The organism is Mesorhizobium sp. WSM4808 (assembly GCF_055811675.1).
The window spans coordinates 1-21813 of sequence record NZ_JBVVQX010000009.1 but is presented as its reverse complement, the minus strand read 5'-3'; the positions used below and the strand labels follow the sequence as shown (position 1 = coordinate 21813).

The 21813-nt window shown below is 62.4% G+C and carries 23 protein-coding genes; 11 read left to right on the top strand and 12 right to left on the bottom strand.

What is annotated here, in order from left to right:
* Nucleotides 1-2 precede the first annotated feature (2 nt).
* Genes AC0L2U_RS17455 through coaD form a run of 3 tightly spaced genes read right to left on the bottom strand, consistent with a single transcriptional unit; the run spans nt 3 to nt 1659 of the window.
* A complete protein-coding gene (locus tag AC0L2U_RS17455) occupies nt 3-515 on the bottom strand; it encodes a peptidylprolyl isomerase (protein ID WP_473602321.1) in 513 nt (170 codons plus the stop codon).
* Between the two features lie 39 nt (nt 516-554).
* Nucleotides 555-1142: a peptidylprolyl isomerase gene (locus tag AC0L2U_RS17450; protein ID WP_127269468.1), complete on the bottom strand. Its 588-nt coding sequence runs from the start codon at nt 1140-1142 to the stop codon at nt 555-557.
* A 16-nt stretch (nt 1143-1158) separates the two neighbouring features.
* Entirely contained in the window at nt 1159-1659 is a 501-nt protein-coding gene (gene coaD / locus AC0L2U_RS17445) for a pantetheine-phosphate adenylyltransferase (RefSeq protein ID WP_127272529.1), read from the bottom strand.
* A gap of 298 nt (nt 1660-1957) precedes the next feature.
* Here coaD and AC0L2U_RS17440 point away from each other — a divergent pair, with 298 nt between their 5' ends.
* Entirely contained in the window at nt 1958-2110 is a 153-nt protein-coding gene (locus tag AC0L2U_RS17440) for a hypothetical protein (protein WP_081714296.1), read from the top strand.
* Between the two features lie 69 nt (nt 2111-2179).
* Here AC0L2U_RS17440 and gyrA read toward each other — a convergent pair whose 3' ends face one another.
* Both gyrA and AC0L2U_RS17430 read right to left on the bottom strand, forming a co-directional pair.
* Nucleotides 2180-4981 carry a DNA gyrase subunit A gene (gene gyrA, locus AC0L2U_RS17435; protein ID WP_473602320.1) on the bottom strand — a complete coding sequence of 934 codons (2802 nt, stop codon included), beginning with the start codon at nt 4979-4981 and terminating at the stop codon, nt 2180-2182.
* A gap of 202 nt (nt 4982-5183) precedes the next feature.
* Nucleotides 5184-6026 carry a helix-turn-helix transcriptional regulator gene (locus AC0L2U_RS17430; protein WP_127810492.1) on the bottom strand — a complete coding sequence of 281 codons (843 nt, stop codon included), beginning with the start codon at nt 6024-6026 and terminating at the stop codon, nt 5184-5186.
* Nucleotides 6027-6111: 85 nt separating this feature from the next.
* On the opposite strand from AC0L2U_RS17430, the gene AC0L2U_RS17425 reads away from it, so the two are divergent.
* On the top strand, nt 6112-6642 hold the full coding sequence (locus AC0L2U_RS17425) for a hypothetical protein (protein ID WP_127269843.1): 531 nt from the start codon (nt 6112-6114) through the stop codon (nt 6640-6642).
* Nucleotides 6643-6797: 155 nt separating this feature from the next.
* Entirely contained in the window at nt 6798-7427 is a 630-nt protein-coding gene (locus AC0L2U_RS17420; RefSeq protein ID WP_436161335.1) for a MarC family protein, read from the top strand.
* 32 nt (nt 7428-7459) lie between these two features.
* Here the strand turns inward: AC0L2U_RS17420 and AC0L2U_RS17415 are convergent, their stop codons facing one another.
* Together AC0L2U_RS17415 and AC0L2U_RS17410 are read right to left on the bottom strand one after the other, a co-directional pair.
* Nucleotides 7460-7885 (bottom strand): OsmC family protein, encoded by a 426-nt coding sequence (locus AC0L2U_RS17415; protein ID WP_127810493.1) that lies wholly within the window; start codon nt 7883-7885, stop codon nt 7460-7462.
* Between the two features lie 117 nt (nt 7886-8002).
* Nucleotides 8003-8524: a single-stranded DNA-binding protein gene (locus AC0L2U_RS17410; protein WP_127270744.1), complete on the bottom strand. Its 522-nt coding sequence runs from the start codon at nt 8522-8524 to the stop codon at nt 8003-8005.
* 226 nt (nt 8525-8750) lie between these two features.
* Between AC0L2U_RS17410 and AC0L2U_RS17405 the strand changes: the two genes are divergently transcribed.
* The 8 genes from AC0L2U_RS17405 (at nt 8751) to AC0L2U_RS17370 (ending at nt 16817) form a co-directional block, all read left to right on the top strand.
* Nucleotides 8751-9065, top strand: a complete 315-nt coding sequence (locus AC0L2U_RS17405) for an ArsR/SmtB family transcription factor (RefSeq protein WP_473602318.1) — start codon at nt 8751-8753, stop codon at nt 9063-9065.
* The gene (locus AC0L2U_RS17400; RefSeq protein WP_127810494.1) at nt 9062-9553 is read left to right on the top strand and encodes an SRPBCC family protein; all 492 of its coding nucleotides are present in this window, start codon (nt 9062-9064) and stop codon (nt 9551-9553) included. The genes AC0L2U_RS17405 and AC0L2U_RS17400 overlap by 4 nt, the downstream gene beginning before the upstream one ends.
* Nucleotides 9554-9577: 24 nt before the next feature.
* Nucleotides 9578-10183, top strand: coding sequence for an ATP-dependent Clp protease proteolytic subunit (locus AC0L2U_RS17395; protein WP_127270740.1), 606 nt, complete (start codon nt 9578-9580; stop codon nt 10181-10183).
* Between the two features lie 92 nt (nt 10184-10275).
* Entirely contained in the window at nt 10276-10572 is a 297-nt protein-coding gene (locus AC0L2U_RS17390) for a hypothetical protein (RefSeq protein WP_127810495.1), read from the top strand.
* Between the two features lie 711 nt (nt 10573-11283).
* Nucleotides 11284-14205 carry an excinuclease ABC subunit UvrA gene (gene uvrA / locus AC0L2U_RS17385; RefSeq protein ID WP_473602317.1) on the top strand — a complete coding sequence of 974 codons (2922 nt, stop codon included), beginning with the start codon at nt 11284-11286 and terminating at the stop codon, nt 14203-14205.
* A 29-nt stretch (nt 14206-14234) separates the two neighbouring features.
* A complete protein-coding gene (locus AC0L2U_RS17380) occupies nt 14235-14705 on the top strand; it encodes a GNAT family N-acetyltransferase (protein ID WP_128289134.1) in 471 nt (156 codons plus the stop codon).
* Nucleotides 14706-14728: 23 nt separating this feature from the next.
* Entirely contained in the window at nt 14729-15550 is an 822-nt protein-coding gene (locus AC0L2U_RS17375) for a DUF72 domain-containing protein (RefSeq protein ID WP_127810498.1), read from the top strand.
* A 115-nt stretch (nt 15551-15665) separates the two neighbouring features.
* Nucleotides 15666-16817: a GGDEF domain-containing protein gene (locus AC0L2U_RS17370; protein WP_473602316.1), complete on the top strand. Its 1152-nt coding sequence runs from the start codon at nt 15666-15668 to the stop codon at nt 16815-16817.
* A gap of 49 nt (nt 16818-16866) precedes the next feature.
* Here AC0L2U_RS17370 and AC0L2U_RS17365 read toward each other — a convergent pair whose 3' ends face one another.
* The 5 genes from AC0L2U_RS17365 to urtB form a co-directional block, all read right to left on the bottom strand.
* The gene (locus tag AC0L2U_RS17365; protein ID WP_081738697.1) at nt 16867-17043 is read right to left on the bottom strand and encodes a hypothetical protein; all 177 of its coding nucleotides are present in this window, start codon (nt 17041-17043) and stop codon (nt 16867-16869) included.
* Nucleotides 17044-17313: 270 nt separating this feature from the next.
* Nucleotides 17314-18009 carry an urea ABC transporter ATP-binding subunit UrtE gene (gene urtE, locus AC0L2U_RS17360; protein WP_023813006.1) on the bottom strand — a complete coding sequence of 232 codons (696 nt, stop codon included), beginning with the start codon at nt 18007-18009 and terminating at the stop codon, nt 17314-17316.
* A gap of 69 nt (nt 18010-18078) precedes the next feature.
* Nucleotides 18079-18825 (bottom strand): urea ABC transporter ATP-binding protein UrtD, encoded by a 747-nt coding sequence (urtD, locus tag AC0L2U_RS17355; protein WP_127271299.1) that lies wholly within the window; start codon nt 18823-18825, stop codon nt 18079-18081.
* A 6-nt stretch (nt 18826-18831) separates the two neighbouring features.
* Nucleotides 18832-20064: an urea ABC transporter permease subunit UrtC gene (gene urtC / locus AC0L2U_RS17350; RefSeq protein WP_127271080.1), complete on the bottom strand. Its 1233-nt coding sequence runs from the start codon at nt 20062-20064 to the stop codon at nt 18832-18834.
* Nucleotides 20061-21674 (bottom strand): urea ABC transporter permease subunit UrtB, encoded by a 1614-nt coding sequence (gene urtB / locus AC0L2U_RS17345; RefSeq protein ID WP_473602315.1) that lies wholly within the window; start codon nt 21672-21674, stop codon nt 20061-20063. The genes urtC and urtB overlap by 4 nt, the downstream gene beginning before the upstream one ends.
* Between the last annotated feature and the right edge of the window lie 139 nt (nt 21675-21813).

Here is a 21813-nt window from a genome sequence, read left to right as displayed (position 1 = left end):
CCTTACTTGACGTCGGCCGCGACCTTCAGCGACACGATCTTGTCGGGATCCTGCACCGGCTCGCCGCGCTTGATCTTGTCGACATTGTCCATGCCTTCGATGACCTGGCCCCAGACCGTGTACTGGCGGTTGAGGAATGCGGCATCGTCGAAGCAGATGAAGAACTGCGAATTGGCCGAGTTCGGGTTCTGCGAGCGGGCCATCGAGCAGGTGCCGCGAGCATGGTTGGCGTTGGAGAATTCAGCCTTCAAATCCGGCTTTTCAGAGCCGCCCATGCCCGCGCGGGACGGCGCGAAGGAAGGCTTGCTCGAATTGCCGAACTTGACGTCGCCGGTCTGCGCCATGAAACCCTCGATGACGCGGTGGAAGACCACGCCGTCATAGGCGCCTTCCCTGGCCAGTTCCTTGATGCGGGCGACATGGCCGGGCGCCAGGTCGGGGAAAAGTTCGATGACGACCTTGCCCTTGGTCATTTCCATGATGAGCGCGTTCTCGCGATCCTTGATTTCGGCCATGTCAGATATCCTTTTGAGAAAACAGAGTTATTCGACAATTTACTTGTCGGCGGCGATGCGCACCTTAATCATCCGGTCGGGATCGGTGACCGTGCCGTTGTCCGCCTGGTCGCCCTTCTTGATTTGGTCCACCAGTTCCATGCCGCTGACGACATTGCCGACGATCGTGTACTGGCCATCGAGGGGCGGTGCCGGAGCGAACATGATGAAGAACTGCGAATTGGCCGAATTTGGGTCCTGCGAGCGGGCCATACCGACCACGCCGCGCTTATAATGTTCGGTCTGTGAGAATTCGGCCGGCAGGTCGGGCAGGTCGGAACCGCCGGTGCCGGCGGCCTCGGCGCTGAAACCCTTTTTCATATTGCCGAACTTGACGTCGCCGGTCTGCGCCATGAAGCCGTCGATGACGCGATGGAAGGCGACGTTGTCATAGGCGCCTTGGCGCACCAGCTTCTTGATCTGCTCGACATGCTTTGGCGCAAGATCGGGCCTCAGCGCAATGGTGACGTCGCCGTCCTTCAGCGTGATGATCATTGTGTTTTCCGGGTCGGCGGCGAAAGCCGAGACCGACACAGCCACAAGACCGGCGAGCACGACAAGGAACGAGGCTAGCTTTTTCAGCTGCATGGTTTTCTCCGAAAACTTACTTCTTGAACTTGGCTGTGAGCGCACCGGCAACCGCCGCCGGCACGAAGGGGCGAATGTCGCCGCCCATCGAGGCAATCTGGCGAACAAGTGTGGCGGTAATGGTGCGTACCGAAGGACTGGCGGGCAGAAAAACCGTCTGCAGTTGAGGCGCCATGGTCTCGTTCATGCCGGCCATCTGCATCTCATAGTCGAGGTCGGTGCCGTCGCGCAGGCCGCGGATCATGATCGAGGCGCCCTGCTTCCTGGCGGCGTCGATGACCAGCCCGTCGAAGGCGACGACCTTGATGCGGGCACCGTCGCTGCCGAATTCCGTCTTCGTCGCCGTCTCGATCAGCTTCACCCGCTCCTCGAAGGAAAACAGCGGTTGCTTGCCCGGATGGATGCCGATCGCCGCATAAACGATATCCGCCACGGCCAGCGAGGCCTTCAGCACATCGAGATGGCCGTTGGTCAGCGGGTCGAAGGAGCCGGCATAGAGGGCGATGCGTTCAGTCATGGCAGGTGCTTCTAATGCATGATCCCAAAAAGTGGAAACCGGTTTTTGGAAAAGATCATGCTCAAATGAAAGCTAGAGCCCGTTCCGTCTTCCGTCCATCAAGATGTAACAGGCTCTAACGAGCCTCTCTCGCAAAGGCAAATCCGATCGGCGCGCCGGCCGTGAACCTTTTCCGGCACATGAACGACAGATGAACACGCTGATCACGAAGCCTTCACGCAGCGTTCACTAGGTGGCACCTTAATAAGATGAAACCAAAATCCCATCTATCCGTTGTTAGGCGCAGGAGAACACGCACATGCTGATCTACATGCTCGCCACCGCAATGACCGTCGCCATGCTGATCGCCACCGTATTTGGGCTGCATCAGGAGGCGCAACGCATCCGCGTCAAGGCAAACACCAAGCGCTTCGAAGGCTTCGGCCCGCGCAAGCCATATCGTCACTACTGATAAAGCCTGAACTTGCTGCCGCGCCGGCCACCTGGCCGGCGTTGCTATGTCAAAACCCGGGTGCCGGACTTAGTCCGTACCCTCCGGACCGGCGTCAGGCGCCGGAGCGGCATCAGCACCGCCCTCGACCGTCTCATCGCTTTCTTCGTCCGCTTGCGGTTCCGAGATCCGCTCGACCGAAACCACCTTTTCGCCTTCAGCCGTGTTGAAGATGGTCACGCCCTTGGTGGCGCGGCTGGCGAAACGGATGCCGTTGACCGGAACCCGGATGACGGTGCCGCCGTCCGACACCAGCATGATCTGGTCGTCATTGCCGACCGGGAACGTCGCCACCAGCCTGCCAATCTCGGCTGCCTTCGACACATCGGTGGCGCGGATGCCTTTGCCGCCGCGTCCGGTCAGCCGGAAATCATAGGACGACGAACGCTTGCCGTAGCCGAACTCGGTGACCGTCAGCACGTACTGTTCGTGCGCCTTGAGCTCTTCGTATCGGTTGTCGGAAAGCTCCGTCTCCTCGCCGATCTCCTCATTGGTCAGCGCGATCTCTTCCTCTTCGCCGGTCGTTTCCGTGGCAAGCCGCCGCTCCGCCGCCGCGCGCTTCAGGTAAGCGGCGCGTTCCGCTGGCGAAGCATCGACATGCTCTATCACCGACATCGAGATGATGCGGTCGGTCTCGGCCATGGTTATGCCGCGCACACCGACCGAATTGCGGCTCTGGAAGACGCGCACGTCGCCGACGGAGAAGCGTATGCACTGGCCGGAACTGGCGGTCAGTAGCACGTCGTCCTTGTCGGTGCAGGTCTCGACGCCGAGGATCTCGTCGCCTTCTTCCTCCAGCTTCATGGCGATCTTGCCGTTGCGGTTGACCTGGACGAAGTCGGATAGATCGTTGCGGCGCACGGTGCCGCGCGTGGTGGCGAACATCACGTAAAGTTCGCCCCAGCTGGCCTCGTCCTCCGGCAGCGGCATGATGGTGGTGATGCGCTCGCCCTGCTCCAGCGGCAGCATGTTGATCAGCGCCTTGCCGCGTGACTGCGGATTGCCGATCGGCAGCCGCCAGACCTTTTCCTTGTAGACGATGCCGCGCGAGGAGAAGAACAGCACCGGCGTATGGGTGTTGGCCACGAACAGCCGGGTGACGAAATCCTCTTCCTTGGTCGACATGCCGGAGCGGCCCTTGCCGCCGCGACGCTGCGCCCGGTAGAGCGACAGCGGCACGCGCTTGATGTAGCCGGAATGGCTCACCGTCACGACCATGTCCTCGCGCTGGATCAGGTCCTCGTCTTCCATGTCCGAACCGCCGTCGGTGAGTTCGGTGCGGCGCGGCGTGCCGAACTCGTCGCGCACGGCAGCAAGCTCGTCCTTGACGATCTGCTGGACGCGCGCGCGGGACGACAAAATGTCCAGGTAATCGATGATTTCGGCGCCGATCGTGTTCAACTCGTCGGCGATCTCGTCGCGGCCGAGCGCGGTCAGGCGCTGCAGGCGCAGTTCGAGGATGGCGCGCGCCTGTTCCTCTGACAGATTGTAGGTGCCGTCTTCGTTGATGCGGTGACGCGGGTCATCGATCAGGAGGATCAGCGATTCCACGTCGCCAGAGGGCCAGCGCCGCTCTATCAACTGCTCACGCGCCGTCTGCGGATCCGGCGCGGTGCGGATCAGCTTGATGATCTCGTCGATGTTGGCGACTGCGATGGCGAGACCGACCAGCACATGGGCGCGGTCGCGCGCCTTGCGCAGCAGGAATTTCGTCCGCCTTGTGATCACCTCCTCACGGAAGGCGACGAACGCCTTCAGCATATCGGTCAGGTTCATCACTTCCGGCTTGCCGCCGTTCAGTGCCACCATATTGGCGCCGAAGGAGGTCTGCAGCGGCGTGAAGCGGTAGAGCTGGTTGAGGATGACGTCGGCAACGGCGTCGCGCTTCAACTCGATGACGACGCGGTAGCCCTGGCGGTCGCTCTCGTCGCGGATATCGGAAATGCCCTCGATGCGCTTGTCGCGCACCAGTTCAGCCATCTTCTCGATCATCGACGACTTGTTCACCTGGTAGGGAACCTCGGTGATGATGATCGACTCGCGGTCGTTGCCGCGCTGTTCGATGTTGACCTTGCCGCGCATGACGATGGAGCCACGGCCGGTCGAATAGGCGTTGTAGATGCCCGAACGGCCAAGCACGATGCCGCCGGTGGGGAAATCCGGTCCCGGAATGATCTCCATCAACGCCGGCAGGTCGATCGCCGGATTGTCGATGAGGGCGATGGCGCCGTTGCAGATTTCGCTGAGATTATGCGGTGGAATGTTGGTCGCCATGCCGACGGCGATGCCGCCCGAGCCGTTGACCAAAAGGTTGGGAAACCGTGCCGGCAGAACCTTCGGTTCGCTGCCCGACGCGTCGTAAGTGTCCTGGAAATCGACGGTATCCTTGTCGATATCCTCCAAAAGCTCGTGTGCGACCTTGGTCAGCCGCGCTTCCGTGTAGCGCATCGCCGCAGGCGGATCGCCGTCGATGGAACCGAAATTGCCCTGCCCGTCGATCAACGGAACGCGCAGCGACCAGTCCTGCGCCATGCGCACCAAGGCGTCATAGATGGAGGTGTCGCCATGCGGATGGTATTTACCCATCACGTCGGCGACCGGACGCGCCGACTTCACATATTTGCGGTTCCAGTGGTAGCCGCTCTCATGGGCGGCGAAGAGAATGCGGCGATGCACCGGCTTCAGGCCGTCGCGCACGTCCGGCAGCGCACGGCTGACGATCACGCTCATAGCGTAATCGAGATAGGAGCGCTGCATCTCCTCGACGATGGATATCGGCTCGATGCCGGTGGGGCCGCCGTCGGCGCCGCGCGGTGTCTTCTGGTCGGTCAAATCGGATCACAATCTAATCAGGAATCACTTGGTGCTTATATAGGAAGCAAGCCCGAAACTCCAACCTTCACGGCACTTTTCCAGTGTCATTTTCGGTGGTAATTTCAAATGGATACCGCTGATTGCGACGATATGGCCAAGGCAGTTTTCGCCGCCCTGACGCAAAAGCCTGCGTGTCTGCCTTGGCGGGCATGGGGCCGATTCACGAAGCAGAAACGGCCCATGCGCCACGGCGGCTGCGATACTGGCCCGGCGTCTCCCCGATGATCCGCCGAAAACGACGATTGAAGGTCGACAGATCGTTGAAGCCTGCCTCGAAGGCGATCGCCGAGACCGCATCGTTCGACAGGCGTAGCCGCACCGCCGCCCTGTGCAATCGCGTCCTGAGCAGGAATTGGTAGGGCGTCATGCCCGCCACCTGCCGGAAGATGCGCAGGAAGTGATACGGACTGGTTGCTGTCTCATCGGCAAGCGCTGAAAGCGAGACAGGCCCATCGGCGTCCAGTTCGATCCGCCGCACTGCCTCGGCCACCCGTTTCTGATCGCGGCGGCTGGGCGCGCGCCCGACATGCGTAGCGCCAGAGGCTGTAGCCACGGCAGCACCGGCCAAGCGCAGGGAAAGTTCCTCGAAGGCGTCGATGTAGGCCATCTCGCGCGCGGTCTCCGCTTCGGCCAGGAGCGGCGCCAGTACCGGCAAAGGCGGCAGGCGCGCCGCCTCGAAAGCCAGCTTCCTGGCGCCCGGAACGCCAGCTGCGATCCGTTCCATGTAAGCCGGCTCGAAATGGAACGAGAGGCAACGGTCGCCGCTGCCATGCTCGTGCCCGCATTCGTAACATGTGCCGGGATTGCCGAGCAGGAGCGCGCCGGGCGCCAGCATCGCCGTGCCTTGCTGGGCGCGGTAGCGAAACGTGCCGCTGGTGACCGCAGCGACGCAGAAATCCTGATGCGCTTCCTCGAACGGCCGGTCGCCGGCGCCGGCCGTGCAAATGACGTCCGTCACGTGCCAACCGGCTCCGAATGCGAGACTATGCGTGGTCGTCGTCATAGTCGAAATATAGCAATTTTTCCCAAGCCCAGAACCCCGTCACCGCCTAGTCCTAACGGTCTCCTGACAAGAAGAGACCGCAGCCATGTTCGATCAATCCTCGTTTGCCGAAGCCCTGCATAGCTCCGGACCGATCGAAGGGCTTGCCGAAAAACTGAGCCTTTACGGCCGCTTCGTCGGCGCCTGGACGTTTGAGGCCTCGCGCCACCTCGAGGACGGCACTGTGCTGACAGGGCGTGGCGAGGTGCATTTCGGCTGGGTGCTGGAAGGCCGGGCGATCCAGGACGTGTGGATCCTGCCCGCGCGGGACGCCGGTCCATCGCCATCCTTGGGCACATGGACTTTTTACGGCACGACGCTGCGCGTCTATGATCCCGGTGCGGATGCCTGGCACATCTTCTGGAGCGACCCGCGCAACCAGTATTTCAGCCGCCAGCTCGGCCGCGCCGAGGGTGACACGATCGTGCAAGTGGGCGCCGACGACACCGGCAGCTCGGTACGCTGGAGCTTTTCACGCATCACCGAAAACTCCTTCCGCTGGCTGGGCGAACGCTCGCAAGACAATGGCGCGACATGGCGGCTGGAAGTCGAGTTCCTGGCGCGGCGAGCGGTTTGATCTCCGAGGATTGCAGCAGCCCAGAATAAAAGCGTCGCGATCCTTCGCGCTGCCCTCTGTCCCGCATCAACCACTTTCTCACGAACGGTTCCCACCGAACGGGCTTTGCTCTACCAGTATTCTGGCACGGGCACAGCCCGGCGGGAGGGTCAGAGATGCCGAGTTTCGACAGCCTGTTCAACGCTTTCGTCACCATTCTCGTGACCATCGACCCGCCCGGCCTGGCGCCGCTGTTCCTCGCCGTGACGCGCGGCATGAACCGCGAGGAGCGCCAGCAGGTTTCGGTGCGCGCCTCGATCATCGGTTTCCTAGTGATGGCGCTGTTTGCGGTTGCCGGGGCCTCGATCCTGTCGGTGTTCGGCATAACGTTGCCGGCCTTCCGCGTCGCCGGCGGTTTCCTGCTGTTCTTCATCGCCTTCGAGATGGTGTTCGAGCGCCGGCAGGACCGCAAGGAGAAGATCGGCGACGTCGCCATCACCAAGGACATGATCCACAACATCGCCGCCTTCCCGCTGGCGATCCCACTGATCGCGGGCCCTGGTGCCATTTCGGCAACTGTGCTGCTTTCCGGCTCGTTTCAAGGCTTTGCCGCGCAGGCGGCGCTGGTCGGCATCATCTTCGTCTGCCTCGCCATCACCTATCTGGTGTTCGTGCTGTCGGAACGCATAGACCGCATCCTCGGCCAGACCGGCCGCTCGATCCTGACCCGTCTGCTTGGCGTCATCCTGGCGGCACTGGCTGTGCAATTCGTCGCCGACGGTATCAAGGCGCTGGTAGCAGGCTGAGAGGCTGACGCGGCGAGAACCCGAAGCCGGTTCTATTTCGCCGTCGTGTCGATGACCTCGAAATCGTGGGTAATCGTGGCGGTCTCGGCCAGCATCGCGGAGGCCGAGCAATATTTTTCGATCGAAAGGTCGATCGCGCGTTTCACCTTGACGCTGGAGAGTGCCCTGCCCTTGACGACGAAATGCATGTGAATGCGGGTGAACACTCTTGGCTCGGTTTCGGCCCGCTCGGCATCAAGCTCGACCACGCAGTCCTCGACCGCCTCGCGGCCCTTTTCGAGGATATGCACGACATCATAGGCCGAACAGCCACCGGTGCCGATCAGCACCAGCTCCATCGGGCTTGGACCCGGCGTCCTGCCTTCCGGTCCGTGCGCTGTTCCGAGCACGACCATGTGACCGCTGCCGGATTCCCCGACGAAGGTGCGCTCCTCGACCCACTTTACGCGCGCTTTCACCCAACTCGTCCTCTCACCGTATTTCGTTGATCGGCCCGGTCAGCCTCAATCACGATGCAAAACCCCGAAAGTCCATGAACGACTCTCGGGGCACTGTGTCTGACATAACTGTTGCGATCAGAACGGGATTTCGTCATCCAATTCGCGCGACGAACCACCGCCGCCGCCGCTCTTGGCACCGCCGCCACCGCGATTGAAGCCTTCGCTCGGGCTGGACTGGCCGAAATCGGAACCACGGCTGCTGCCGCCACCGGTATAGCCGCCGACCTGACCGCCCTCGCCCTGTCCGCGTGCGTCGAGCATCTGCAGCTCACCGCGGAATTTCTGCAGAACGACTTCCGTCGTGTACTTGTCGGCACCGGTCTGGTCCTGCCATTTGCGCGTCTGCAACTGGCCCTCGACATAGACCTTCATGCCCTTCTTTAGATACTGCTCCGCCACCTTGGCGATGCCCTCATTGAAGATGACGACGTTGTGCCACTCGGTTTTTTCCTTGCGTTCGCCGGAATTCTTGTCGCGCCAGCTTTCCGATGTGGCGATGCGGATGTTGACGACCGGTTCACCCGAATTCAGGCGACGGATTTCGGGATCCGCGCCGAGATTGCCGACCAGAATGACCTTGTTGACGCTACCCGCCATGATATTTCTCCGCGCTCATCCGAAAGAAATTTTTGTCGCAGCACCTTACAGGCTGCAGGCGATCGCCGCTTGCCATGGCTGCCTTTACCCACAAGGTTTTTGTTCCCTTTTCGTTCTTATCCGCATCGCTGCTTATTGTCAAGGAATGGCAGCAACGCCGAAGCCGATCATATGGGCCTGAAAAGACCGCTTGCCAAATCAATAAGTATGCACTTATGCTTTTGGCATGATCGAAGCAGAGATTTTTCGCGCACTGGCCGACCCGACGCGCCGCGCCGTCTTTGAGCGGCTGGCCGCCGGCGAGATGAGCGTGTCGGAATTGCGCACCGGGGTGACGGTGTCGCAGCCCGCGGTGTCGCAGCATCTGGCGGTGCTGCGTGGCGCCGGGCTGGTGGTCGAGCGGCGAGCCGGCCGCAACGCCTATTACCGCGCCGATCCGCAGGGGCTCGCCCCCTTGCTCTCCTGGATCGAACGCTACCGGACCTTCTGGCCGGAGCGCATCGAAAGGCTGAAGGCGGTTTTGAAGGACATGGATCAATGAAGAAGGCGGGATCAACGACCAACCACGGCCAAGGCGACGCCCCGGATGCGCTCGAGTTCGAGTACGAGCTTGCCGAGCCGCCGGAAAAGGTCTGGCGGGCCCTGACCGTACCGGAATTGCTGGCCGCCTGGATGATGCCGAACGACATCAGCCCCGAGATCGGCAACCGTTTTGCCTTCGCCGGACCGGACACGCCGATCGAATGCGAAATCCTCGACGCCGAACCCGAGAAGCTGCTGCGCTATTCCTGGCGGGAGCAGCCGGGCGACGCCGCCAGGCAGGGGCCGCTCGACAGTACCGTCACCTTCACACTTGCCCGAACCGTTTCCGGCGGCACGCATCTGCGCATCGTCCATGACGGCTTTGCCCGCAAGACCATGCCTGCCGTCGCCATGGCAGGCGCCGGCTGCCGGGTTTCGCTCGGTGCGAACAGGTCATCTAAGCCAATCGCCGCAAACACGCCTCGCCTCCTGCTTCGCGCGGCCTGAAAACAAAACGGACGGAGAGAGACAATGAGCGGTGTTGCCAGTCTGGTGCCGATGGTCATCGAGCAATCGAGCCGCGGCGAACGTGCCTTCGACATCTTTTCGCGGCTGCTGCGCGAGCGCATCATCTTCATCAATGGCGAGATCAACGATGACATCTCGGCGCTGGTCTGCGCGCAGCTTTTGTCGCTGGAATCGGACAATCCCGACAAGGAGATCTCGCTCTACATCAACTCGCCGGGCGGCGTGGTGACCAGCGGATTCGCCATCTACGATACGATGCAATATATTAGCTGCCCGGTGTCCACCGTATGCATGGGCTTTGCCGCCTCGATGGGCTCGTTCCTGCTGATGGCAGGCACACCGGGGCGTCGGATTTCCCTGCCGAATGCCACCATCCTGCTGCATCAGCCGCTGGGCGGGTTCCAAGGCCAAGCCTCCGACATCCAGCGCCATGCCGAGCGCATCGGCCGGACGAAACGGCACATGGCCGAACTTTACGCGCAGCATTGCGGCCGCAGCTATGAAGAGGTGGAACGCACGCTCGACCGCGACCACTTCATGACCGCCCGCGAGGCCCAGTCCTGGGGCATCGTCGACCATGTTTTCGACACGCGAAAGAAAGCGGCGTAAGCTAGGGTCGGATCGGAGACCGTCCGGCAGTTAGTCGAAGATTTGACGATGCCGGTCTGGTTCCATCGGCGACGCGCCACTATAGTCCTGCGATGACCGACACTCATCAGTCCAGATCATTGCACCGCGTCATCGCCGTTGTAGCGCTCGCCATTGCGGGCCTCATCAGCGGCGCGGCACTTGCCGACGACAGTTCGTCGTCGACGCAAAAAAGCGCCCTTCCCGGCGTAACCGGCGACTACCGCATCGCCAAGCCGGCTCCCGAGCCGGACGATGCGCTGCCAGCCGGCGAGAACGGTACATTCAAGATCGGCGATACCGATGTCAGGATTTCCGGCAGCATCACCGTCGATGTCGGCGCCGGCTCGATCGGGCCGCCGCGCCACTGACAGCGCGTGTCGCGCTGCGCCTGTCGCCCACAAGACAATCCGCACATGAAAACGGCCCCGCCGTGCTTTGCGCAACGGACGGGGCCTTTTTGGATCTCAAATCCAATTTTACCGGGAGTGTACTGCCGGCGTTTGATTTCGGATGCACCGCGGCATTCAGCCGACGATCCGACTAGTAGTCTCTGATTTTTACGAGAGATGGCAGGTCACGGTTTGCCGGCTGGCGAAAACGCTGAACCCTGGCACTTATGCCTGCCTCGGCTCCAGTGACAACTGGAACCCTGGGGGACGATCCGGTGGCGTCATAGCTCCGCTCCTCTGTCCGTTGCGATTGTTGTCAATTCGAAGCACAAATCGCAAATGCCTGCGGCGTCTCGCAGGCCACCTTTGGGCGGCGAGGCCATCGAAAGACGGCCGGCTTCGTTGACTGCTGGAGACTGCTCCCCTCAGTTGGTGGCGTCAACCATCAATAGCCGGTTACCGAAAAATGTGATCGCCGGGAGGTTACGTGCAAGTCAGTTTTTGCACAGCTTTGTCAGGAGCGTGTTCGGCCTTTGTTCTTTCCGCTTGCCCGTTCACGCGAAAGACGCTTAAACGCTCTCGTCGGGAATTGTGGCGTATCTCGACGTGGCGGCAAAACTACCTACATAGGGGATGGCCGGGAAAACCCGCCATTCCAGGAAATTCCAGATTCTGAGGCGGCGACCGGCTATGGCCGACCATAAATATCTTTCCATTCGCGGGGCGCGCGAACACAATCTGAAGAATGTCGATCTCGACTTGCCGCGTGACAGCCTGATTGTCATGACCGGCCTGTCGGGGTCCGGCAAGTCATCGCTGGCCTTCGACACGATCTATGCCGAGGGCCAGCGCCGCTACGTCGAAAGCCTGTCGGCCTACGCGCGGCAATTCCTTGAGATGATGCAGAAGCCTGACGTCGACCAGATCGACGGCCTGTCGCCCGCCATTTCCATCGAGCAGAAGACCACCTCGAAGAACCCGCGTTCGACGGTCGGCACCGTCACCGAGATCTACGACTATATGCGGCTGCTTTTTGCGCGCGTCGGCATACCCTATTCGCCGGCCACCGGCCTGCCGATCGAGAGCCAGACGGTTTCGCAGATGGTCGACCGCGTGCTGGCGATCGAGGAAGGCACGCGCCTGTTCATCCTGGCGCCGATGGTGCGCGGCCGCAAAGGCGAGTACCGCAAGGAATTGCTGGAACTGCAGAAGAAGGGCTTTCAACGCGTCAAGGTCGACGGCGTCTTCTATGAGATCGCCGACGTGCCGGCGCTGGACAAGAAGTACAAGCATGACCTCGACGTCGTCGTCGACCGCATCGTCGTGCGCGGCGATCTGGCGACGCGGCTCGCCGATTCCATCGAAACGGCGCTGAAGCTGGCCGATGGGCTGGCGGTCGCCGAATTCGCCGACAAGCCGCTCGATTCCAGCCAGACCGGCGAGGATTCGGTCAACAAGTCGAAGAACGAGACGCATGAGCGCATCCTGTTCTCGGAAAAGTTCGCTTGCCCGGTCTCCGGCTTCACCATTCCGGAAATCGAACCGCGCCTGTTCTCGTTCAACAACCCGTTCGGCGCCTGCCCGACCTGTGACGGTCTCGGCAGCCAGCGCGCCATCGATGGCAATCTGATCGTGCCGGACGAGAACATCTCGCTGCGCGACGGCGCCGTCAGCCCGTGGGCGAAATCGACTTCCCCCTATTACGCGCAAACGCTGGGAGCGCTGGGCAAGGCCTATGGCTTCAAGCTTGGCGACAAGTTCAAGGATTTGTCCGAAGAGGCCAAGGAAGCTATCCTGCACGGCACGGGTGAGCGCGAAATCACCTTCCAGTATGATGACGGCCTGCGCTCCTACAAGACCACCAAGACCTTTGAAGGCGTCATTCCCAATCTCGAGCGGCGCTGGAAAGAGACCGAATCCGCCTGGATGCGTGAAGAGATCGAGCGCTTCATGTCGGCCACGCCCTGCCCGGCCTGCAAGGGTTATCGGCTGAAGCCCGAGTCGCTGGCGGTGAAAATCGCCGGCAGGCACATCGGCGAAGTCACCGAGCTTTCCATTCGCAAGGCCGGCCAGTGGTTCACTGACCTGCCGGCGTCGCTCAACGACAAGCAGAACGAGATCGCGGTGCGCGTCTTGAAGGAAATCCGCGAGCGGCTGCGCTTCCTCAACGATGTCGGGCTCGACTATCTGACGCTGTCGCGCAATTCCGGCACGCTGTCGGGCGGCGAGAGCCAGCGCATCCGGCTGGCATCGCAGATCGGCTCCGGTCTCACCGGCGTGCTCTATGTGCTGGACGAACCGTCGATCGGCCTGCATCAGCGCGACAATGCCCGCCTCCTCGATACGCTGAAGCACCTGCGCGATATCGGCAACACGGTGATCGTCGTCGAGCATGACGAGGACGCCATCCTGCATGCCGACTATGTCGTCGACATGGGTCCGGCCGCCGGCATCCATGGCGGCGAGATCATCGCCCAGGGCACGCCGCAGCAGGTAATGGCCAATCCCAATTCGATCACCGGCAAATATCTGTCCGGCGCGCTCGAAGTGGCGACGCCCGGCGTGCGGCGTGAAGCGAAGAAGAACCGCCGCCTGAAGATCGTCGGCGCGCGCGGCAACAATCTGAAGAACGTCACCGCCGAAATCCCGCTCGGCACCTTCACCGCCGTCACCGGCGTGTCGGGCGGCGGCAAGTCGACCTTCCTGATCGAAACCCTGTTCAAGGCTGCCTCGCGCCGCATCATGGGCTCGCGCGAGCACCCGGCCGACCACGACCGCATCGAGGGCCTCGAATTCCTCGACAAGGTCATCGACATCGACCAGTCGCCCATTGGCAGGACCCCGCGTTCGAATCCCGCCACCTATACAGGCGCTTTCACACCGATCCGCGATTGGTTCGCGGGCCTGCCGGAAGCCAAGGCGCGCGGCTATCAGCCCGGACGTTTTTCGTTCAACGTCAAGGGCGGCCGTTGCGAGGCCTGCCAGGGCGACGGCGTCATCAAGATCGAGATGCACTTCTTGCCCGACGTCTACGTCACCTGCGACGTCTGCCACGGCAAACGCTATAACAGAGAGACGCTCGACGTCGTGTTCAAGGGCAAGTCGATCGCGGACGTGCTCGACATGACAGTCGAGGAAGGCGTCGACTTCTTCGCCGCCGTGCCCGGCGTGCGCGACAAGCTCGATACGCTGAAGCAGGTCGGCCTCGGCTACATCCATATCGGCCAGCAGGCGACGACGCTGTCCGGCGGCGAGGCGCAGCGCATTAAGCTCGCCAAGGAACTGTCGCGCAAGGCAACCGGCAAGACGCTCTACATCCTCGACGAGCCGACCACCGGCCTGCATTTCCACGACGTCGCCAAGCTGTTGGAAGTGCTGCATGAACTGGTCGACCAGGGTAACACGGTGGTGGTCATCGAGCACAATCTCGAAGTGATCAAGACCGCCGACTGGGTGCTCGACCTCGGCCCCGAAGGCGGCGACGGCGGCGGCGAACTGGTTGCCTCCGGCACGCCGGAAGCCATCGTGCGCGAAAAGCGCAGCTACACCGGCCAGTTCCTCAAGGAACTGCTGGAGCGGCGCCCCGGAGGCAAGCGCGAAGCGGCGGAGTGATCGGACCGGTTGGCGCCTGGAGCTTTTGAATGAAAATCAGAAGAGCGCTTGCCGGTGATCTCCAAACCGTCGTCTCGCTGACGGAAGCGGCCTATGCGCCTTACACTGCACTGTTAGGCGCACCGCCGATCCCAGTCACCGAGGACTATGCGCCGCGCATTGAGGGCGGCGAGGTGTGGGGGTTGGAAAGTGGCGGCGGACTTGCCGGGCTGATCACGCTGGAACGGCATGACGACCACGCGATGATCTTTTCCGTCGCGGTCTCTCCTGACTTTCAGGGCAAGGGCTTCGGCATTGCGCTGCTGAAACACGCGGATGAGCTGACCCGTCTCTGGGGCCTGCCCGAGATCCGGCTTTACACCAACGCCAGGATGGAGCGGAACATCGCGCTCTATCTGGCCTATGGTTTCCACGAAACGGGTCGCCGGCCCAATCCCTACCGGCCGGGATGGGTGCTGGTCGACATGGCAAAATCGGCCCACGAGAGCACAGCGGCCTGATTTTCTGAACTTGGGAGGATGAGATGAGCACATCGGGAACAATCCGCGCCGGCATGGGCGGCTGGACCTTCGAGCCCTGGGATACGTCCTTCTATCCCGACAAGCTTTCCAAGGCCAAGCAGCTGAACTACGCCACTCGCCAGGTGTCGAGCATCGAGGTCAACGGCACTTACTATTCCAGCTTCAAGGAACCGACCTTCGTCAAATGGGCCAACGAGGCGCCGGACGGTTTCGTGTACTCGCTAAAGGGCAACCGCTTCGTCACCAACCGGCGCGTGCTGGGCGAGGCCGGCGAATCGATGACGCGCTTCCTCGGCTCGGGCGTTGCCGCACTCGGGGAAAAGCTCGGGCCGATCCTGTGGCAGTTCGCGCCGACCAAGAAATTCGATCCGGACGATTTCGAAGCCTTTTTGAAACTGCTGCCGGAAAAGCAGGACGGCGTTGCGCTGCGCCACGCGGTCGAGGCCCGCAACGACAGTTTTGTCGTGCCGGAATTCGCAGCACTTGCCCGAAAATACAAGGCCGCGATCGTCTACGCCGACCATGCCAAATATCCTGATATCGCCGACGTCACCGGCGATTTCGTCTACGCCCGGCTGCAGACCGGTAGCGATGACAATCCCGACTGCTACACGCCGAAAGGCCTCGATGAATGGGCCGCGCGGGTAAAGATCTGGGCGCAAGGCAAGCAGCCGGCCGACCTGCGGCGCGCCGACCCCGCCACCGATGCGCCGGTCAAGCCGCGCGACGTGTTCGTCTACTTCATCACGGAGGGCAAGGTGCGCGCGCCGTTCGGCGCCATGGCACTGATGAAGCGGGTGGACCAGGGTCTGCCGGTGCCCTGACGCTGCGGAATCATGGCATCTTCGCCATCGTCGTAACCTTATCGATACCTCCTTGCTGCATGAATCCAGCTGAACCAGTCGCAAATCTGGGCCGCCGCGGGCAAGGACGAGGGGCATGTCGCTCGACTACACTTCACTTCTGCTGGCTGTCGGTTTTTCCGCTGCCTGCCTGAGCCTGACCTTGTTTGGCATGTGGCTGACCGCTCGCTCGGAAAAGTTCCTGCTGACATGGGCGGTCAGCCTGGTGTTCGTGGTCGGCGATATTTTTTTCTATGACGCCTATATCGATATGCCCGGGCGCCTGCTGGGCATCGCCACGCTGGCTTTCCTCCTGCTCGGTTTCTCGACAATGCTGGGCGCGGCCTACCAGTTCAGAACCGGCGGCTCGCCAGTGCCGCGAACGGCGTTTGGCAGCGCCATTTCACTGGCCGTGACGTTGCCTCCGATGGCTCTAGGCTATGACGGGCTGGGCTTCATGTTCGAAAATGCCTTCGCCGCCTTGCTTCTGTTCGCAACGGCGGTCGAATACTGGAAAGGCCGCGACGAAGCCCCTGCCCTGACAACCGGTATCACCGCGCTCTATTCGGCCACGGCCGCATCCTTTGCTCTCTGCGCCATGGTTTTGGCCTGGGAGGGAAAGCTGGTCCTTGGACATGCGCCAAGCAACTGGGCCGAGGAACTGAGCCTCATCATCGTTATCGCCAGCATGACCGGCATCGGAGCGCTTTCCCTGGCCCTGAACCAAGGGCGTCTGGCCCGGCATCACCGCCACAATGCCCTGACCGACCCGCTGACCGGCCTGCTCAACCGCCGCGCCCTATTCGACCTGCACGGCGATGCGCCGGTCGGTGCCTTCACGGCGGTGGTCGTCTTCGACCTCGACAACTTCAAGGCCATCAACGACGAATTCGGCCACGCCGCCGGCGATGAGGTGCTGAAGGTATTTGCACGGGAACTCGCCAGCAATCTTCGCCCGGGTGATGTCGCCGCGCGCATGGGCGGCGAGGAATTCGCGCTGGTGCTGAAGCGGACCTTGCCCGAAACGGTGGAGGCCACCGCCGAGGCCATGCGGGCAGCTTTCGCCGCGCACCACATCGAAACCGAGACAGGCTTGCTGATATGCACGGTCAGTGCCGGATTTGCTTTCGGCACCAAGGAAGGCCTCGGCTTCGACAAGGTGCTCAATGCCGCCGACAAAGCGCTCTACGACGCCAAGCGCGCCGGCCGCAACCGCGTCACCGCTTCTCCGTTCAAGCGCGCAGGCTGATCGCGTGTGTCAACACCGGCCTCTGATCGTGGCGAGACGAATGCGGCTCCTAGGCCGCCATGACAATCTCATTGAAGGTATCGAGGTCGACATAGAAGACCTTGGTGATCTCCTCGATCAGATCGTCGTAATCGCAGCCCTGTGATCTCAAGATGTTGATGGCAGCGATGATATCGACACGTTCGATAAGCCGCCGCTTCTGGTAATCCTCGACGTAACGTTCCATGGCTGTCCCTTAGCCTGTGTGCCCAAACGCGTTGAACGACAGAGATCGCAGGAGGGAAGCTAGGCAGCCTTGCTTGCGTGAAACTTGCCCGGCATTGGCCGTGCTCCTCGATCTGCGATAAACCAGACTGGTACGGAAGCGGCCGACTCACAAAAGCCTAGGAAAAGACTAGCACGCAGCTGCCAATGCACCAGAGACGCTGGTGCAGGGCCGGAGAAATACTGGACTTGCCAAGGACTTCGGATCGTCAACTGAAGTGCGTTGGCGATTCTAGACCGTCAGGAACTTCCTGACATCAGCACGGTCCAGATCTTCCGCCGGACCGGTATGGACGATCACGCCACGGTCCATGATGTTGACCTCGTCGGCCAACTCGCGGCAGAAATCGAGATATTGTTCGACCAGAAGCACGGCGATGCCGGCCTGATCGCGCAGGTAGCGGATGGCGCGGCCGATGTCCTTGATGATCGACGGCTGGATGCCCTCGGTCGGCTCGTCGAGCACCAGCAGTTTCGGCCGCATCACCAATGCCCTGCCGATGGCGAGCTGCTGCTGCTGGCCGCCGGAAAGATCACCGCCGCGACGGCCCAGCATCTGCTTCAGCACCGGGAACAATTCGAAGACATGCGCAGGAATGTTGCGGTCGGCCCGTTTCAGCGGCGCGAAGCCTGATTCCAGGTTCTCCCGCACGGTGAGCAGCGGAAAGACCTCCCTGCCCTGCGGCACGAATGCGATGCCCGACCGGGCGCGGTCATACGCCGCGCTCCGGTCGAGCGCCTTCCCCTCGAAGGCAACGCTTCCGCTCGTCAGCCGGTGGTGGCCGACGATCGATCTCATCAAACTGGTCTTGCCGACGCCGTTGCGGCCGAGCACGCAGGTGATCTTGCCGGCGCCCGCCTTCAGCGACACGCCGCGCAGCGCCTGGGCGGCGCCGTAGTGCAGCGTGGCATTGGAAACTTCGAGCATGTCAGCGCCTTTTCCAGAACCGCAGGAACGACAGATCGAAGTGATGGAATTGCACCCGCCAGACCATGCTCATCTCCCCAGGTAGACTTCGACGACACGCTCGTCGGCCGACACGAAATCGAGTGTGCCTTCCGAGAGCACCGAGCCCTCATGCAGGCAGGTGACCTTGACGCCGAGCTCGCGCACGAAATGCATGTCATGCTCGACGACGATGACCGAATGGTCGCGGGCAATATCCTTGAGCAGCCGCGCGGTCTCCTCGGTCTCGGCATCGGTCATGCCGGCGACCGGTTCGTCGACCAGAAGCAGTTTCGGGTCCTGCGCCAGGAGCATGCCGATCTCGAGCCACTGCTTTTGTCCATGGCTCAGATTGGCCGCCAGTTCGTCACGCTTGTCGCCAAGCCGGATGATGCCGAGGATGTCATCGATCTGCCGCGTCTCGGCGGTCGAGCGGCGATGGAACAGCGCCGGGAAGATCGAGCGCGGTCCCTTCAGCGCCAACATCAGGTTTTCCTCGATCGTGTGGCTTTCGAACACGGTCGGCTTCTGAAACTTGCGGCCGATGCCCATCATGGCGATTTCGGCCTCGTCATGCTTGGTCAGATCGACCTGGCCGTCGAAGAACACATCGCCTTCGTCGGGCCGCGTCTTGCCGGTGACAATGTCCATCATCGTCGTCTTGCCGGCGCCGTTGGGGCCGATGATGGCGCGCATCTCGCCCTTGTCGAGCACCAGCGACAAATTGTTGATGGCGCGAAAACCATCGAAGGAGACCGAGACGCCGTCGAGATAAAGGATCGTGTTCGACTTTGACATGGTCGCTCACTCCGCCGGCTGCGGTTCGGGGTTGCTGGCTGACCAGTCGCCGGGCTTTCTCGCCTCGCTGCGAACGATTTTCGCCGGTGGCGGAACGTCGGGGTCGCTGCCGGCTTCCTCGGCGATCGAAGCTGCTCGCAACGCCTTGGCGTTGCCGCGCCAACTGTCCCACATGCCGATGATGCCTTTGGGCAGCAAAAGCGTGACGGCGACGAACAGCCCGCCCAGTGCAAACAGCCAGAACTCCGGCAGCACGCCGGTGAACCAGGATTTGCCGGCGTTGACCAGCAGCGCACCGATGATCGGTCCGACGATGGTGCCGCGCCCGCCGACAGCCGCCCAGACGACGACTTCAATCGAATTGGCCGGCTCGAACTCGCCCGGATTGATGATGCCGACCTGCGGCACGTAGAGCGCGCCGGCTATGCCGGCCATGACAGCCGAGACGGTGAAGGCGAACAGTTTCACGTTCTCGGCCCGCCAGCCGAGGAAGCGCGTGCGGCTCTCGGCATCGCGTACCGCCATCAGGAGCTTGCCGTATTTGGAGCCGACGATCGCCCAGGTGACGAACACGGCAAGCGCGAGCATCACGGCGCTGGCCGCGAACAGCGCCGAACGCGTCGCGTCGGCCTGCACGTTGAAGCCGAGAATATCCTTGAAATCGGTCAGGCCGTTGTTGCCGCCGAACCCCATGTCGTTGCGAAAAAAGGCAAGCAGCAGCGCGTAGGTCATCGCCTGGGTGATGATCGAGAGATAGACGCCGGTGACGCGGCTGCGGAAGGCGAACCAGCCAAAGACGAAAGCGAGCAAACCGGGCACCGCGAGCACCATGAGGCCGGCGAACCAGAAATGGTCGAAACCGTACCAGAACCAGGGCAATTCCTTGTAGTTCAGGAACACCATGAAGTCGGGCAAGATGGGATTGCCGTAAACGCCGCGTGAGCCGATCTGGCGCATCAGATACATGCCCATCGCATAGCCGCCGAGCGCGAAGAAGGCGCCGTGACCGAGCGAGAGGATGCCGCAATAGCCCCAGACCAGGTCAAGCGCCAAGGCGAGCAGCGCATAGCAGAGATATTTGCCGGTGAGCGCGACGATGTAGGAAGGGACGTAGAAGGCGCTGGTGGGAGACACCGCAAGGTTGAGCAGCGGCACAAGGACGGCCACCGCCAGCAGGATGAAGATCGTGATGGCGATGCGGCGGTCCGCGCCGGCGGCAAAGAAGCGTCCCGTGATCATGCTTCCACCGCCCTGCCCTTGAGCGCGAACAGGCCGCGCGGGCGCTTCTGGATGAACAGGATGATCAGCACCAGCACGACGATCTTGCCGAGCACCGCGCCCGCATAGGGCTCGAGGAACTTGTTGACGATGCCGAGCGAGAAGGCGCCGACCAGCGTGCCCCACAGATTGCCGACGCCGCCGAAGACGACGACCATGAAGCTGTCGATGATGTAGCCGCGACCGAGATTGGGCGAGACGTTGTCGATCTGGCTGAGCGCGACGCCGGCAATGCCTGCAATGCCGGAGCCGAGCGCGAAGGTCAGCGCGTCTACCCATGGCGTCCTGATGCCCATCGAGGCGGCCATGCGCCGGTTGGCGGTGACGGCGCGCATCTGCAGGCCCCAGGGCGTGCGCTTCATCACGTAGAGCAGGATGCCGAAGACAGCGAGCGCGAAAACCAGGATCCACAGCCGGTTCCAGGTGATCGCCAACTGGCCGAGATTGAACGAGCCCGACATCCAGGATGGGTTGCCGACCTCCTGGTTGGTCGGCCCGAAGATCGAGCGCACGGCCTGCTGCAGGATCAGCGAGACGCCCCATGTCGCCAGCAGCGTTTCAAGCGGCCGGCCATAGAGGAAACGGATGACGCCGCGCTCGATGATCAGGCCAACAAGGGCCGCGACGAGGAAGGCCAGCGGCAGCGCAATGACCAGCGACCAGTCGAACAGGCCGGGAAAGGAGGTGCGGATCACCTGCTGGACGACGAAGGTCGTGTAGGCGCCGAGCATGACCATCTCGCCATGCGCCATGTTGATGACACCCATGACGCCGAAGGTAATGGCAAGGCCGATTGCCGCCAGCAGCAGCACCGAGCCCAGCGAGATGCCGTACCAGATGTTCTGCCCGGCATCCCAGAAGGCCAGCGTCGAATTGATGTTGGCGATTGCGGTCGTCGCCGCTTGCTTGACCGCGTCGGTGGAATTCGCCTCGACCGAGGTGAGCAGGGAAACCGCATCGCGGTCGCCACGCGCGCCGATCAGGGCAATTGCAGCGAGCTTGTCGGCTTCGGGCCGGTCGGAGACCAGAACGGAGGCGGCACGAGCCTGTTCGAGCAGCGCCTTGACGCTGGCCACGGTCTCACTGGCGATTGCCGTGTCGAGCGGTCCGATGTTTGCGGCGTCGGGAGTCTTGAACATGGTGTCGGCGGCGGCAACACGCACGGCCGGGTCCTTGGCGCCGAGCGTCAGTGTGCCCAACGCATCGCGTATGACGCGACGCAGCGTGTTGTTGACCTTGATCTTGGTGATGCCGTCCTTGGCCGCTTCGCCCGACGCCTCGCCGCTCAACGGGTCGAAAAGCTGGACGCTTTCGCCCGCTTCCTTGCCGACAAACACAAGGGAATCAGCCTTGCGGACATACAGGTTGCCGTCGGCAAGTGCCGCAAGCGGCCGCTCTACCGCCGGATCGCCGGCGGCCGCCAGTTCGTGGACGACGGCCCCGATCTCGGAAAAGCCCTTGGCCGTGGCGAATTTGGCGATGATGCCGCGCAGATCGGCTTCGCCGGCGCCGGAGGACGACAGTGTCGCCAGCAGGAACAACAGCATCAAACCCGTGCGGATCAAGGTCATCGGTCTCTGGTAACCCCTGAAGGTTGAAGTGGGGGGGGGGGGGGGGGGGGGGGGGGGGGGGGGGGGCGCGGGGGGGGGGGGGGGGGGGGGGGGAGGGGGCGGGGGGGGGGGGGGTGGGGGGGGGGGGGGGGGGGGGGTA